This is a genomic window from Xanthomonas dyei (assembly GCF_002939865.1).
Lineage (GTDB): Bacteria > Pseudomonadota > Gammaproteobacteria > Xanthomonadales > Xanthomonadaceae > Xanthomonas > Xanthomonas dyei.
Genome location: NZ_MDEE01000064.1, coordinates 1 through 14,128, shown reverse-complemented (window position 1 = coordinate 14,128; position 14,128 = coordinate 1). Strand labels below are relative to the sequence as shown.

The 14,128-nt window shown below is 59.4% G+C and carries 19 protein-coding genes; all 19 read right to left on the bottom strand.

All coding sequences use genetic code 11. The features are described 5' to 3' along the window. Positions 1-364, bottom strand: a 364-nt coding sequence (fliE, locus tag XdyCFBP7245_RS22225; protein WP_104617541.1) for a flagellar hook-basal body complex protein FliE, incomplete at its 3' end; no start/stop codon positions are given. Continuing rightward, on the bottom strand, positions 364-747 hold the full coding sequence (locus XdyCFBP7245_RS22220; RefSeq protein WP_104617540.1) for a flagellar basal body rod protein FlgC: 384 nt from the start codon (positions 745-747) through the stop codon (positions 364-366). The genes fliE and XdyCFBP7245_RS22220, both read right to left, overlap by 1 nt. Further along, on the bottom strand, positions 744-1,088 hold the full coding sequence (locus XdyCFBP7245_RS22215) for a hypothetical protein (protein WP_244907892.1): 345 nt from the start codon (positions 1,086-1,088) through the stop codon (positions 744-746). The genes XdyCFBP7245_RS22220 and XdyCFBP7245_RS22215 overlap by 4 nt, the downstream gene beginning before the upstream one ends. 40 nt (positions 1,089-1,128) lie before the next feature. After that, entirely contained in the window at positions 1,129-2,268 is a 1,140-nt protein-coding gene (locus XdyCFBP7245_RS22210; protein WP_244907891.1) for a flagellar basal body P-ring protein FlgI, read from the bottom strand. 193 nt (positions 2,269-2,461) lie between these two features. Then, a complete protein-coding gene (locus XdyCFBP7245_RS22200) occupies positions 2,462-2,983 on the bottom strand; it encodes a flagellar basal body L-ring protein FlgH (RefSeq protein WP_104617538.1) in 522 nt (173 codons plus the stop codon). Positions 2,984-2,993: 10 nt separating this feature from the next. Then, positions 2,994-3,674 (bottom strand): flagella basal body P-ring formation protein FlgA, encoded by a 681-nt coding sequence (locus XdyCFBP7245_RS22195; protein WP_244907893.1) that lies wholly within the window; start codon positions 3,672-3,674, stop codon positions 2,994-2,996. Between the two features lie 26 nt (positions 3,675-3,700). Next, complete coding sequence (locus XdyCFBP7245_RS22190) at positions 3,701-4,465, bottom strand: flagellar hook-basal body protein (protein WP_104617536.1); 765 nt, start codon at positions 4,463-4,465, stop codon at positions 3,701-3,703. 13 nt (positions 4,466-4,478) lie between these two features. Continuing rightward, positions 4,479-5,150 (bottom strand): flagellar basal body rod C-terminal domain-containing protein, encoded by a 672-nt coding sequence (locus XdyCFBP7245_RS22185; RefSeq protein WP_104617535.1) that lies wholly within the window; start codon positions 5,148-5,150, stop codon positions 4,479-4,481. Next, positions 5,147-7,210: a flagellar biosynthesis protein FlhA gene (locus XdyCFBP7245_RS22180; protein ID WP_104617534.1), complete on the bottom strand. Its 2,064-nt coding sequence runs from the start codon at positions 7,208-7,210 to the stop codon at positions 5,147-5,149. The genes XdyCFBP7245_RS22185 and XdyCFBP7245_RS22180 overlap by 4 nt, the downstream gene beginning before the upstream one ends. Beyond that, positions 7,207-8,280, bottom strand: coding sequence for an EscU/YscU/HrcU family type III secretion system export apparatus switch protein (locus XdyCFBP7245_RS22175; RefSeq protein ID WP_104617533.1), 1,074 nt, complete (start codon positions 8,278-8,280; stop codon positions 7,207-7,209). Before XdyCFBP7245_RS22175 ends, XdyCFBP7245_RS22180 begins: the two co-directional genes overlap by 4 nt. Further along, a complete protein-coding gene (locus XdyCFBP7245_RS22170) occupies positions 8,280-9,050 on the bottom strand; it encodes a flagellar biosynthetic protein FliR (protein ID WP_104617532.1) in 771 nt (256 codons plus the stop codon). The genes XdyCFBP7245_RS22175 and XdyCFBP7245_RS22170 overlap by 1 nt, the downstream gene beginning before the upstream one ends. Before the next feature lie 2 nt (positions 9,051-9,052). After that, a complete protein-coding gene (locus tag XdyCFBP7245_RS22165) occupies positions 9,053-9,298 on the bottom strand; it encodes a flagellar biosynthetic protein FliQ (RefSeq protein ID WP_164497828.1) in 246 nt (81 codons plus the stop codon). Between the two features lie 28 nt (positions 9,299-9,326). After that, entirely contained in the window at positions 9,327-10,484 is a 1,158-nt protein-coding gene (locus tag XdyCFBP7245_RS22160; RefSeq protein ID WP_244907890.1) for a tetratricopeptide repeat protein, read from the bottom strand. Positions 10,485-10,753: 269 nt separating this feature from the next. Further along, complete coding sequence (locus tag XdyCFBP7245_RS22155) at positions 10,754-11,191, bottom strand: hypothetical protein (protein ID WP_104617529.1); 438 nt, start codon at positions 11,189-11,191, stop codon at positions 10,754-10,756. 40 nt (positions 11,192-11,231) lie between these two features. Then, the gene (locus tag XdyCFBP7245_RS23935) at positions 11,232-11,489 is read right to left on the bottom strand and encodes a hypothetical protein (RefSeq protein WP_146091712.1); all 258 of its coding nucleotides are present in this window, start codon (positions 11,487-11,489) and stop codon (positions 11,232-11,234) included. Beyond that, positions 11,489-11,911, bottom strand: coding sequence for a hypothetical protein (locus tag XdyCFBP7245_RS23930; RefSeq protein WP_146091711.1), 423 nt, complete (start codon positions 11,909-11,911; stop codon positions 11,489-11,491). Before XdyCFBP7245_RS23930 ends, XdyCFBP7245_RS23935 begins: the two co-directional genes overlap by 1 nt. A 4-nt stretch (positions 11,912-11,915) precedes the next feature. Next, positions 11,916-12,857: a hypothetical protein gene (locus tag XdyCFBP7245_RS22150; RefSeq protein WP_146091710.1), complete on the bottom strand. Its 942-nt coding sequence runs from the start codon at positions 12,855-12,857 to the stop codon at positions 11,916-11,918. Positions 12,858-13,385: 528 nt separating this feature from the next. Then, positions 13,386-13,691 carry a hypothetical protein gene (locus tag XdyCFBP7245_RS23925; protein WP_146091709.1) on the bottom strand — a complete coding sequence of 102 codons (306 nt, stop codon included), beginning with the start codon at positions 13,689-13,691 and terminating at the stop codon, positions 13,386-13,388. A gap of 9 nt (positions 13,692-13,700) precedes the next feature. Next, positions 13,701-14,128, bottom strand: a 428-nt coding sequence (locus tag XdyCFBP7245_RS24325; protein WP_211287766.1) for a hypothetical protein, incomplete at its 5' end; no start/stop codon positions are given.

Here is a 14,128-nt window from a genome sequence, read left to right as displayed (position 1 = left end):
TCACGCTGGCTAGAACGCTTGCGCACCCTGCCCGACGCAGTGCGCGAGCAGATGAGCCTGGTACCTTAAAAACGTGGGGATACCTAAGTTCCTGATACCCCTCGACCAGCTTGTTACGCACCTCGGCCAGCAACGTGAGATGCATGCGCGCCTCTTCCAGCGAGATCATCAGATCGTGCGGTGCAATCTCCTGGCCAGCGGCCATCCCACGGAGCTGCTGATCCGCGGTCTGGACAGCGCCATCGGCATTGGAGAGACCACGCGCAACCACATCACCAAAGTTCACGCCTTCGCTGGCGGCCACCGGTGCTCCGAGTGTTTCCAGCGGTGCTGGACCGATGGCGCCAATTGCCTCGATCGCCATCACTTGGCTCCAATTTCGAACGCGCGCAGCACCATGCTGCGCAGGACATTGAACGAGCGAACGTTTGCTTCGTAGCCGCGGCTTGCCGTCATTAGACTTGTCATCTCACTGACCATGTCTACAGCCGGGTAATGCACCTGTCCTTGTGCATCGGCCATAGGGTTTTTCGGATCCAGCACCGTGCGCGTGCCAAGGCTGCGGACGGCATCCATCCCATCTCCAAGGCCCACCGTTTCGGCGAAGGAGCCATTGGACGAGGCAGCAAGCTGGCGTGGATCGATCGGTTGATTGGCAACTGCGATATGCCGCCCGGCCAGGTCCATGCGTAGTCGCTCGTTCTGCATGCCTGCGCGGCTTGCGTCCAAAATTGCATCGATGCTCATGCGCCGCTCCGTCCAGTAACCGCCAAACGCATCAAGCCGAAGTGCCGGCTCAGCGACTCGGTCAATGCTTGATAGTTAAGTCCTGCCGATACCGAGTCAGCGACCAGGTCGTCCAGGCTTGCGCGCGTACCGTCGCTACGTTGATCCACGATCGCCAATGTCGGCGAATCTGGCTTATGTAGCAGCGCGGCAACCTCACCGGGGTTTGCACCGGCTGCCGCATTCAAGACACGGTCCGTCCGGCTTTGGTCGATAACGAAAACCGGCGCATCCGGGCTCGATGCATTGGCGATGTTCCAGCTGGTGACTTCAGCCTTGAGCTTGTTGAGGCTCAAGGCCATGCGCACGGCGTCGACGGTAAGATCTTGGGACATGAGTGACCTACTGAATGATCAGGTCGCCATCCAGGGCGCCTGCGGATTTGACGGATTGCAAGACCGCGATGACGTCGCGCGTGGTCAGCTTGGCGGCCCGCAACGCGGAGATCAGATCGGCCACGGTTGCGCCTTCTGCTACCGATACCAGGGGCGCGATCGGTTCTTCGGTGGTGATAGTGCTTTCTGGTACCAATACGCTGCGCACACCGGCACCTGGGCGCACTAGCAGTCCATCGGGCTGGGAAACGCTGTAGCGCGTAGAAATCTCCACACGCAGATCGCCATGAGAAATACTGACCTGACCCAAGCGGATATTGCTTCCCGCAACGACGGTGCCGGTGCGTTCATTGATGATCACGCGCGCGGGACGTTCGCGTGTCACACGGACGTTTTCGATCTGAGAGATGCGCGCCACACGGCTGGGGTTGTCTCGATAGTGCACAACGACCTTGCCAGCGTGCTCGGCCTCTGCCGTCACGCCTGGCAAGCTGGCCGTCACTGCTTGAGCGATGCGGTTAGCGGTGGTGAAGTCCGCTTCGTCCAGCAGGATACTCAAGGTTCCCGGCTCGCCAGCGACATCCAGTGCAGCCGCGCGCTCGACCGTGCCGCCAGACGGAATCCAGCCTACGGTGGGATGATTCTTTTGCACAGACGCGGTAATCGCCTCGAACTGATAACCACCCACCGAGATCGCGCCTTGCGCGATAGCGTAGACCTTGCCGTCAGGGCCGCTCAAAGGCGCAATCATCAACGTACCGCCGGTCAGGCTGCGGGCATCGCCTGCCGAGGCGACCTGCACATCGAGTGGCTGCCCAGGTTCTGCGAAGGGCGGGAGTTTTGCAGTGACCAGCACTGCTGCCACATTACGACTGGACAGGTCGCCCAGTTCGACGCTGACGCCAAAGTTGCGCAGCGTATTGCCAACCGATTGCACCGTCGCCCGATTACGTGCCGAGTCGCCCGTGCCTGAAAGGCCGAATACCAGGCCGTACCCAGTCAACGGATTTTCGCGTACACCGGCAATGCGGGCGATGTCCTTGATCCTGACATCGGAGACGGCAGCCGCTTGCGCGGTGCCAGAGGATAGCGCGAGCAAGAGCACCAGCAGACGCAGACGCAGACGCAGACGCAGACGCAGATTCATAGCACTCTCAGCCACTTAAGCAACCGATAGGCAACGCTTTGACGCTGCGACTCGGCAACGACACCTTTGCCGTTGAACTCCACACGAGCGTTAGGGAACCTCTGAACAACTCTTTCGCCAGCTTCCGATCAGTACCTAGGGCAGTCTCCGTCACTCGCAAGCCATTGATTTCCAGCATGAGCGACCGCCGCGATCAGGCGAAATCCCGAGTTCGCTCGCAACGCCACGAGTTGTTCAGAGGTTCCTTAGCAAGCCGATGAGACCACACGGTGTTGTCGGCCAAGATGTCGTCCGGCCGCACGATGCCGCTCAGGGTAATGCGCTGATCTTCCTTGTTGATCAATAACGACTGCTCACCTTCAACCACCAGCGATCCGTCGCTCAGAACATCCTTGACTTGCACCGACAATTGCGTGCGCAGCTCACCAACGCGCGAGGTCTCCGCACTGCCCTTGGTAGCGCCAGACAAGCTGGCATCGAAGCCACCGCGATAAGCGTTATTGCCAGCCGTGCCACTCAGCCGGACATCCGAGCCGGCGTCGGTCGCCGCCCCGGAGCGTGCTCTGGCGGCCTCCAAGACGTTTACCGTCAACACATCGCCTACTCGATACGCACGTCGATCCGCAGCAATACCGCGATAGGTATTCGGGTTGATCAGACTTTCTTGCGCGCTCACACTTTGGCTTGCCGTTGCCAGCAACACCGCGGCGCTCAAGACCAGGCATCTACTGTTCAATGGACACCTCTCCATTGGCGACCACGCGTGCCAGCACGGGAGTACGCGCACCCTTTGGCAAGACGGCAATTGCCTCGCCTAGCTGCCCGTCCGCTGTCGCTAGTGCCGGCAACCGTAGCTCGACTGCGCCACTGCGAACGCGCAGGGTTACCGGGTCGCGTCGAGCAATCGTCGGCGCCGCCGTAAAGTCGTCTGGCTTTACCAGATGACCAGCGCGCACGGCATGCTTCAATCGACCCGACGCAGGTAAGGTGACCTGCCCCAATGCCTCACCGATCGCCAAAATACCCGCCACGTCGACCCGCTTGTTCACTATGAGAAGCTGCGCGCTCGGCGTGCCGTCGGCAAACGCACGGGTGTAGGTGGACCGTTCCAACCACCATTGCACCGTGAACCAAACCATGCTGGTCTGGGTGGGAACGCCATCGACCAGCACACGCACGGGAACACCGATGCGCTTGCGTGGCCAGCTGCCGTCGATCGGCGTTGCCTGCAATGTCACACGTGAAGCATCCGCTTCCACATCCAGTTGAGAGCTTGGCAACGCAGCGGCGGTGATCGTCAGCTCGCCAGGAAGCGCACTGGACAGGGCATCCAGCGACGCACGCGCGGTTGCGACCAGCCGGTCGGGTGCAATCGTGGTCGCCTGCGCGCTTGCACAGGACACCATCAGCAACAGGGCACACGTCCTGATCATCAGCGGCGCAGATTGTTGATGGTTTCAAGAATCTGATCAGACGCCTGCAATACCCGCGCATTGAGCTGGTACGCCCGTTGCGCCAGCACCAAACCGGTCATCTCATCGATCATGTCGACGTTGGCTGCCTCCAGATAGCCTTGCTGCAACTTTCCTGCACCGTTGCTGCCTGCAGCCAGCGGAATTGCTTCGCCAGAACGGCCAGCGGCCTGGAAGACGTTTTCGCCGCGCGACTCCAGGCCTTCGGTGGACACGAAGCTGACCAGATCGATACTGCCCAATACTGAGCGCTCTTCACCGCCCTCGAGCTTGGCGCTCACTTCGCCTGCCGCGGAGATCAATACGTCTGCAGCGCCTTGCGGCATCTGGATTCCTGCCGACAGGCGCATGCCATTGGAGATGGCAAGGTAGCCCTCGCTGTCCACATGGAAGCGGCCCGAGCGAGTGTAGAAGCGCTCACCGTTCGCGTTCTCGATCTCAAAGAAACCATCGCCATCGATCGCCAGATCCAGTGGATTGCGCGTGGGTTGCAAGGCGCCGGCACCAAATTCCACCGACGTGGAACTCACGCGAATACCGCCGCCATGCACGTTGGTGGCCTGATCGATCCCCTGGCCGGGCAACGGCGCATTTGCAATTTCGGCAAAATTGACACGTCCGCGCTTGAAGCCGGGCGTCTGCATGTTGGCGACGTTGTTGGAGATCACGTCGATCTGCTGCTGGCCACGCAGCCCGGTAGATGAGATGTAAAGAGCGTCGATCATTGATGCAGTCCTGTCAGTTGTCGCCAATACGGTTGATGCCCGTATCCATCGCTCGGTCATAGAGGGAAATGACGCGTTGCACCGATTCGGCATGTCGCGAAAGTTCGATCAGTTGCATGGTTTCGCCAGCGGCGTCGACATTGGATTGTTCGACGCTGCCTTGCTGCACGGTTCCTTTCCATTGCGTGGTCGCTCCGTGGTAGCGATAACCGCCCTCGCTGGGAATCAGCCGAGCCGACTCGGCCACGTCCACGATGCTCAGACGTGCCAATAAGGCCTCGCCGTCCCAGATCGCGCCTTGCTCGTCGACGCGAATGTCCGACTGCGGCAGCGTCAAAACCCCGGCATCGGTCAATACGGCAGCACCCTCGCGCGTTTGCAGACTGCCGTCGGCGCCGCGCACGAAGCTGCCCATGCGCAGTAACCGCTGCTGGCCATCCTGCTGCGTCACGAAGAAACCGTTCCCGCGTAATGCCAGATCAAGTCCGCGCCCGGTTTCGCGCAGGGCGCCATCGCCACGCTGTACCGCCATTGCCTGGGCGCCACTGGCTGCAGCGAAGTCGCTGCGCGCACGCACGCTCTGGTAGCCGGGTGTGTTGAGATTGGCGACGTTCTGGCTGACCGCGGTCAGTGCCTGGATGTCGGCATTCAGACTGCGGCTGATGGCCTGGATGGTGTCACTCATGCTGCAACCTGCAAAGGCGCGCCCACTGCCGCAAATGAGCGGACCAGGGCGGTGGAAGGAACCTCATTGAGTGCCAGCACGGCCACATGAGGCAACGAACGTTGGATCAAACCGCGCAATGGACGACGCAACGGCGCAGGGCACAACAGCACCGGCAAGCGGTTTTGTCCCATCATCGCTTCGGCCTGTTTGGCCAGTTGACGAATGAAACCATCCAGTTGCGCCATGTCGGTAAACAGGGCGCTGCGTCCTTCGCCGTTGCGCTGCTGACCCATCAGGGTCCGTTCGATACCCGGCTCGAGCGTCAGCACATGCAGCTCACTGCGCTCATCTTGAAAGCGTTGGCAGATGGTGGCGCCTAGCCGCTCTCGCACGCGTTCGGCCAACTCCTCCGGATGCTTCTGATTGCGCCCGGCATCCAGCAGAACCTCGACGATGGCCTCAAGGTTACGGATGCTCACCTGCTCGCGCAGCAGCAGTTGCAGTGTCTTCTGCACATCGGAATAGCTCAGCACATTGGGAACCAGCTCGGCGACCAGCGGTGCGCGGTGTTCGTCAAGACGCGACAACAGGCGCTCGGTCTCGCTGCGGCTAAGCAGGTCCGGCCCGTGACGCTTGACCAGCTCGTTGAGATGGGTGACCAGCACCGTATCGGGCTCCACCAGGGTGTAGCCGCCTGCGCGGGCTGCCTGACGCGCCTCCGGTGCGATCCATTGCGCAGGTAAACCATAAGCAGGATCGCGTGTTTCCAGTCCTTCCAGCTTGACGCGCGTACCGCCTGGATTGATCGCCAGCAGTCGGTCAGGATGAATCTCACCCTGACCAACGCGATTGCCTTCGACCAGCAGTTCGTACTGATTGCGTTCCAGCTCCGCGCGCAAGCTGCTTTGGACTTTGGGGATGACGAAGCCGAGTTCGCCCGCAACCTGTTTGCGCAGGTTGACGATGCGCAACGCGAAGTCGCCGCTCGGCCCCAGGAGCAACTCATGCAATGCACTGCCCATACGTATTTCGATAGGTTCCACCCGCATGGCTTGCTGCAACTCTTCCTGCGCAGTCGGCCCCTGCGAGGCGTCAACGTCGGGCGCGCTATCGCTTGGTGGCCGCTTGACCAGGCTATAGCGGATCAGCACCGCAACACCGATCAGTGCGGCGATCACCGGTAACTTGGGGAATCCCGGTAACGTCAACATCAACAGCAACGCTGCGGCAACCACCGCCAATGCCCGCGGATCGGACAGAATCTGGCGCGGAATCTCGGCACCCAACCGCGCGTCGGCCGCTGCGCGCGTGATGATGATGCCGGTTGCCACCGCGATCACCAACGACGGGATCTGCGTAACAATGCCGTCGCCGACGGTGAGCAACGTGAATCGCTGCACGGCCTCGGTCCAGGGCATGCCCATCTGTGCGATACCGATCGCCAGACCACCGATGATGTTGATCAGCACGATCACGATGCCAGCGATGGCATCGCCCTTGACGAACTTGGTGGCGCCGTCCATCGCACCGTAGAAATTGGCTTCCTTTTCGATCTGCTTGCGACGACGGCGGGCCTCATGCTCATCGATCAGCCCCATGTTCATGTCGGCATCGATACTCATCTGCTTGCCGGGCATGCTGTCCAACGTGAAGCGTGCCGCCACCTCGGCCACGCGTTGCGCACCAGTGGTCACCACCACGTACTGCACGACCACGAGGATCAAAAACACGACGATGCCGACCACGTAATTGCCGCGGATCACGAAGGTACCGATAGCACCGATCACACGGCCCGCGTCCGCACCATCCAGAATCAGGCGGGTGGCGGACACATTCAGCGCCAACCGGAACATGGTGGCGATCAGCAACAGGGTTGGAAAAGTCGAGAAGTTCAGCGGCGACTCGGTGAAGAACGTCACCAGCAGGATCAGCAGGGCAAGGCTGATATTGATGATCAGCAACAGATCCAGCAACGGCGACGGTACCGGGACAAACAGCACCATCAAGATGCCGACCACCAGCCCCACCAGTGCCAGGTCGCGTTTGTCCTTCAAAAATGCGGCGAGAATCCCCTTCATGCAGCAGCACCGGCGCGGCGATTGGCGTAGAGCCTACGGTAGACAGGTGCCAGCGCATCGAACAGCTCTTCCGGAACTGGAGCATCGATTGCACAGTCGCGATACAGCGCCCGCGCCAATGCTGGCATACGGATCACCGGTACGCCGGCACGCTGAGCTGCGCGACGTACGCGAGCGGCCAATAGCCCACGCCCTTTGCTCAATACGACGGGCGCCCGCATGCTGCGCGGACGATACTGCACAGCAACCGCGTAATGGGTGGGGTTGGTCAAGATGACGTCAGCATCGGCCACACGCGGCAGCGAACGCACCGTCTTGAGCAAGTCACGGATCTGCCTGCGCTGCTTGGATTTCACCTCCGGATCGCCATCACGCCGTTTGGCGTCGTCACGCACCTCGCGCCGACTCATGCGCATCTTCTTGCCATGGTCCTTGCGCATGAAAGCCAGGTCGGCAACTGCGACAATCAGCAACACCAGCAGCACGTAGACCGAGGTGGTCCAAAAGCCCGAACGCAGGTGCTCGACCAACTGGGCTGGTGGAGACAATGCAAGGTCGCCGACAAAAGCCGCCGCATGGCCAACTGCGATATAGGCAAGCAGGCCAAGCATGGTCAGCTTGAGAACCAGCTTGCCCAGTTCCCACAGACCGCGCATCGAAAACAGCCGCTTGACCGCGTTCATCGGATGCATGCGCTGAATGCTTGGCGCAAGCGCATGCGTACTGAAGATGGGGCCGGTCTGGCCCAGGTTGGCAACCACAGCGACCACCAGCAACGCGAGGATCAGCAGCGTCATCGATTGCAGCAAGCCGCCATATGTCTCGATCAACCAAGCCACCAGATCTGCACCGATGCGCGGGTGCACGCCAGCCAACTGCACGGTGCTACGCGTCGCGGTCGCCAGTGCCGCCGCGATGTCGCGCCCGGTCAACATCGTGACAACCACAAAAATTCCCAGCATCAGCACGGTTGTGAGGTCGGTACTCTTGGCCACTTCGCCTTTGCGGCGCGCTTCTTCCAATCGCGATTGCGTCGGCTGCTCGGTCTTGTCCTGGTCGGCATCGGCCATCAGGGCGCTCCCAGCAGCTGCGGCGCCTGATCCAGCGCCTTGCCGAACAGCCGCCCGATCAAGCCAGGCGCGTAGGCCAACGTCACTGCCAGCAAACCCAGTGCCACCGCGACCTTCAGCGGTAACGCCAGAAAATACACGTTCGCCTGCGGCATCGAACGCGAGGCATAGCCCACCGCGACATCGACCAGAGAAAGCCCCAGCACTACCGGCATCACCACCATCAGCGCAGCGACAAAGCTGCTACCGAGCAGGGCGAAGAATGCGTCGGCACTGATGGGTTGACTCATGCGCCCAAGCGGCAGCACAGCGGTACTGGCAACCAGACCCTTGAACAGCAGCACATGCAGGTCAAGCGAGAAGAACAACACGGTAGCGGCCAGCATCAGCGCATGACCCAGTAGCGATTCTTGCGTGTCCGCACTTGCAGGGTTGAGCAGGGCACCAGCGCCCAGGCCTGCTTGCATGTCCAACAACCAACCGCTGGTGTGCAACGCCGCGTTGGGGATCATGAAGGCCAGGCCGAAGATCCCACCGATCATCAGTTCACCCACTGCCGCCAGGAGCAGCGCCGTCGGCTGGCCGGTCGTGGGTCGGACATAGCTATCTGGCAGCGCCAATAGCGTCAGCCATGCAAACGCCAGCATCGTGGTCACACGCACAAGCATCGGCGCCCAGGCCAACGGCGACAGACCAGGCAGCACCATTACCGGCAAGTAGCGTAGTGACGCGTAACCAAACAGCAGAGCAAATCCGGCCAGCGCATCCATCGTCAGAGCCCTGCCGCAAAGTCGAACATGCGCTTGGCAAGCTCTACCGCTGTCAACAGCATCCAGCTTCCCATCACCATCGTCACCGCACCCACCGCGATCAACTTGGGAATGAAGGTCAGCGTCATTTCCTGGATCTGCGTGACGACCTGCAAGACCGAAATCACCAGACCCACCACCAGCGTGATCAGCAGGATCGGCGCAGAGATCTTGGCCGACGCCAGCAGAGTCTCGGCCAGCAGATGCATGGCGGTATCGGCGTCCACAGACCGGCCGTCAATGCGCGACAGTGTTGCTGGATGACAGCCGCGCACGTAGGCGCTGTGCCATTTCGGCAGGCGTTTGCGCGCCGAGCGCCTGCGCACCGGCCAATGCGCCATCACGCATCAACGCGGCAAACACCGCCTCCGACTGTACCTGCTGGCCACGATCGGCAAGCGACAACGACTGCGCATAGCGCCCGCTGATGCTGTCGGGATCGAGCTTGAGCGCGCGGCGCAGATGCGCTTCGCCCTCTTCGTGGTGCCCATCCAGCAGTGCCACCACCGCCAGACCGCCGTGCGACTCTGCAAAGTTGCGATCCAGCGCATATGCACGTTGGTAGCACGCTTCAGCCGCAGAACGCTCGCCATCCAGCAGGTGCAGCCAGCCCAACGCATGCCAGGTACCGATGTGGTCCGGCATGGCCTGCGTTGCCTGTGTCAGCAAGGCCTTGGCCGGCGCCAATGTACCCTGCAGCATGCGCGCCTGACCAAGCCCGGACAGCGCCCGGCCCGACATCGGAAAGCGCTCCAACGCACGCTCAAAATGCATCGCGGCAACGCCGCCGTCCTGGGCATACAACGCCAGTGCACCCGCAGCGAGCAATGCTTCGTGCTGGTCTGGAAACAGCGATAGACAATGGTTCGCCTGCGCTGCAGCACGTTGCATGTCCCCTACATCCAGCGCACACAGTGCACTCAGGCCCAACGCTGTTGGATGCTGCGGAGCGAGTAGCAATGCCGACGCAAGCGCCGCATCGGCCGCAGCGTAGTCCGTGCGCATCAAAGCGACCCGTGCAGCGAGCACGGCAAATTCGGCACTATCGCCGTGACGCGCACGCGCCGTGTCCAGGGTGCGCATTGCATCATCCAGGTTCTGCTGGCACAGCTGTGCAAATGCGATGTCATGGTCCAACGCGGGTGCCGGGTGGCGCTCGGATAACGGCCGCAGCCGCGCTTCGGCTTCGGCGTAGCGACCGGCCAGCAGGTCCAGCCGCGCAGCACGAAACTGCACCCCGGCAAGTTGCAGAAGGTCGGCAGGCAATGCAGCAATCACCAACTCAGCCCGCGCCGCCTGACCGGTTTCGATCAGCGCATCGCAGAGCTGGCACGCAAGCTCCGGGTTTGCCGGGTCTTGCGCCAAGTAAGCAGAAAGTTTATCGACAGACGGCATCGCCACATCCATGAGACGCAAACCACCGTGCCAGGCCGTGCGGCCTAGAAAAGATGGGTGAAACCTAGTTGCATTGCGGACCCGCGTTGCAGCGCCGTGGCATGTGTCTACCGATCCTGGTAGCCACCTAACTTCCGAGCGAGCTCGCCGCATCCCCCTGTGATGACGGCGTGAACTTTAAGGCGTCCCCCCGGTACGCTGTCAAGTGATTACCACTCTTCAACCGAAAGATTTTTCCAGGGCATACATCACACTTTGAGAGATAGACCCTATTGATGAGCCCGGTTGGCGCTGGCACATCGGATTATCTGGCCATCGGAGCGTCTGACCGGCTGTCTGATGCGGGTGAGCTCCCCCTCAGTGCGCAGACGCTCGGCATCGTCCTGGGTGAACGTGCCGCCCTCGAACGTGCCCTCGGTGCGGCGCAGGATGTTGCCCTCCGCATCCATCGTGAAATACCGCAGCCGGTCATCCACCTTGCCGCCGGGCGTGTTCTCGCGCACCGACAGCAGCTTGCCCCACGCATCGTAGGTGCTGGTGCTGTTGCTGGTCTTGAAGTCCTTGTGCGTGCTGGTGCCGATCACCTGTTGGGTGAGGTAGGTCTCTGCGCCCTGGTAGGTGTAGCGGTAGGTGTGGGTGTAGCCCTCCGGCGTGGTCATGCCACTGCCTTGCTCGTTACGCACCAGGGTGTAGCGGTAGCCGCTCAAATACTATAGCCCGGCTATCGCCGAGCGATAGTTGATTTTTTCAAAGGCTGTGTACAGATAAAAATCTGACTGATTTTAAGTCACTTGGCCCTTTGATCACATTAATTACAATTGCTCTTAAATCGAAATTGCGTGATGGCAAGACACTCTTAAGACGAGCACGGCCCACCTCCATTTTCGAATCATCCAGCAAAATAAATTCATCGCCGACAGCCATTTCGGAACACAGACTTTGATCCACAATCAGAGTCCACGAGTCAAATACAAAAAGCACGTCATTCAATGGAATGATTTTCATCATAAATCAGCTCTATCTTTCTGTTCGGCCCAATATTTCAACTCAGAATTTAATACTGTTCGCTTGCTCTGATCCCAACCTAACATTCGACTATGGCGGCTCATAAAGTCGCGGACATGCCATTCGCGGAATGCTGTTGCGGCCCCACTGGCATCCAACATCGGATCACCCCAGATCTTTGATTGAGTAACATGCAAACATTTCTCCATTAGCGTGAGCCTCTGTGGGCTTTCACTTCGAACGATGATAGATAGATTTCCAGGACCTCCCGCAGCAGCATCAGCGTTCATCAATTCAAGAAACCTATAGTCGTCCGCTCCAGGCTGAGCAAAAAACATTTCGCCGCGACGAGATAGCCTCAAAAAGCTCCCGGGAAGCAGCCTGAGTTTGACGTACATCCAGACTAAAGAGCGCATTTTCATACCGCTACAAGCCACCCACAGTCCCTCGCGCCTCAGCCAGCGCACCCAACCGCGACACCGGTGCCGCCATTCCGACCAGCATGCTGCCACCGGCCAGGAGCCGCTGCTCATCGGACATGTTCATCCAGCCGTTTGCTGCACCTCGTATCGTCTCGCCGGGGTGTGTCACGGCGTGCGCTGCACCAAGAATCGCCTGCTTGCGCATCTGCGTGTTGGTGGCAAGGCGTAGCCCACTCGTGACACCTTCGGTCAGCGTTCCTGCAAGACTCACTACCGCATACGTGCCAGCACCAACTGCGGCCATTGCCGCATTGGGTGCATTGAGGGTGTAATCCTTGATATCGGCAGCCCTGCTCTGCATGCCTTCATTGATCGACCACGGCACTGCATCGATTGCATTGGCAGGATCGGTGATGGAGAGCACTGACGATTCTTGGCCGTAGATCCATTCCTGCAATTCGTGATTGGCAGACACCCAATCTGCGTACGGTGCATTGACCGACGGCAACAGCACCGGCATGGATATCCCTTGTACTGCCAACCCGCGGTTGTATTCCAAGGTATCGAGGATCAGCTGATTGCCGGTAACGTCATCGATGTCGCCATTCGCCGGGACGTAATAGCCAACCGGCTGACCCTCTGCATCCACCGACTTGGTTGGCAGCAGGCCGCTGCGCTCCCGGACCATCCGTTGCATCGCCTCGATTTCCACCAAGCCGGCACCAGCGCCTGCTGGGGTGCTCGCCGCTCCATTTCCGTAGAGCCAGTCGGCCCGGTAATCCGGATCAGTCAATGCACCATTACCACCAATCGACGCCGATAGCGAAGGCCGATCACTTTGCGACCTGGCTGCCAAAGCCGCCTGACCACGCTGCATCAACGCGCCATTAACCGTATTACCAAACGCATCGACGAACACGTCTTGGTAGTCGACAGCGCCACCCAAGATTCCTTGCCGGACATGCGCACTAACGATGCAACCGGTAATTCCTGAGGTGATGGCTTGCCCATACTGCGTTGCGTCGACTCCTATGGAGCGGGCGATCGTTGGCGCCAACTGCTATGTGATGCTTGCGGCCACCGCGCTGGCGGCCACACTTTTCCAGCTAAAGCTCGCCTCATTGCCGATAAGCTTGTTGGCCACATAGCTACTGCATTGTCCACTGTCGCAGTGGCCACTGCGGCCACATTGCGCCAGCTGAAGCTGATCTGGCCCATCGCGCTGCCGACGCATCGTAGCCGCTGGTGCTGACCACCTATTGGCGTGAAGTAATTTTACATATCCAACTGCGCATCGACGTGGAAATAACTCAATACACTTAGTTCAACTCGCTTGATAAAATAATTACCACTAGTTGTATTTGCAAGGCCTCATCTTGGCCTTTGACTGCTCACCAAAAGCATATCAATAATCATCCATCGCCCGGCCATGCCGGGCGGTGGATAAGTTGACTCAGCAATTGGACAAGAGCCACTAGTCGTTGAGTTTGAAGATCAAGTTTTGGAAGTCCTGCACCAAATGAGCGCCTCTGAGCTCATCACCTGCTTTATAAGCCGCGAATGCCTGGTCAAGTAGAGACGCCAAATGCTTCCGCTTGGCGTCATCCGCCATGTCATGCTCGATCAATTCAATACCATGACGGAGCTCAGCAAATGCCCTGTCTAGATTCATTTGCGCATCTGCGGGCAAGTAGTCTCTAACTGGAAAATTATCAGGCGCGCATAGCACCACATACCCAATAAAATCATAGAGTGAATCAATACTATTTACACGAGCCATGTATTTTCCTCAAGGCCATATACTGTAACTACCGCCTAATTTCTCAGGGCGGACGATCGTAATTCGATTACCACCCGAGTACGCATTGAACCTAATGATCTGAGTGTCTGTGCTCGACTTCCATCCTACTGTGGCATCAAGAATAGAACCAGAACTTGAAATCCGAATGTCGGGGCGAGTGTAAAGGCCTGATCCTGATGGATCACGCAACCAACGATTCATCTGAACAAATTGCCCCGAGCCCTCCGGAATACCTTCGACTGTTAACCAATCCCTATATTCGGATGCACTAAATCGATCTACAAAATCACCCACTCGAGTATTCGGATTTTTATCATTTAACAAACCCTTAGGGAACCTCTGAACAAAGCACGGCAGATGCGCGACACTACCCGCCTCGTGTTGAGGAATCATCCATGCAACTGACGTTCGGCGAC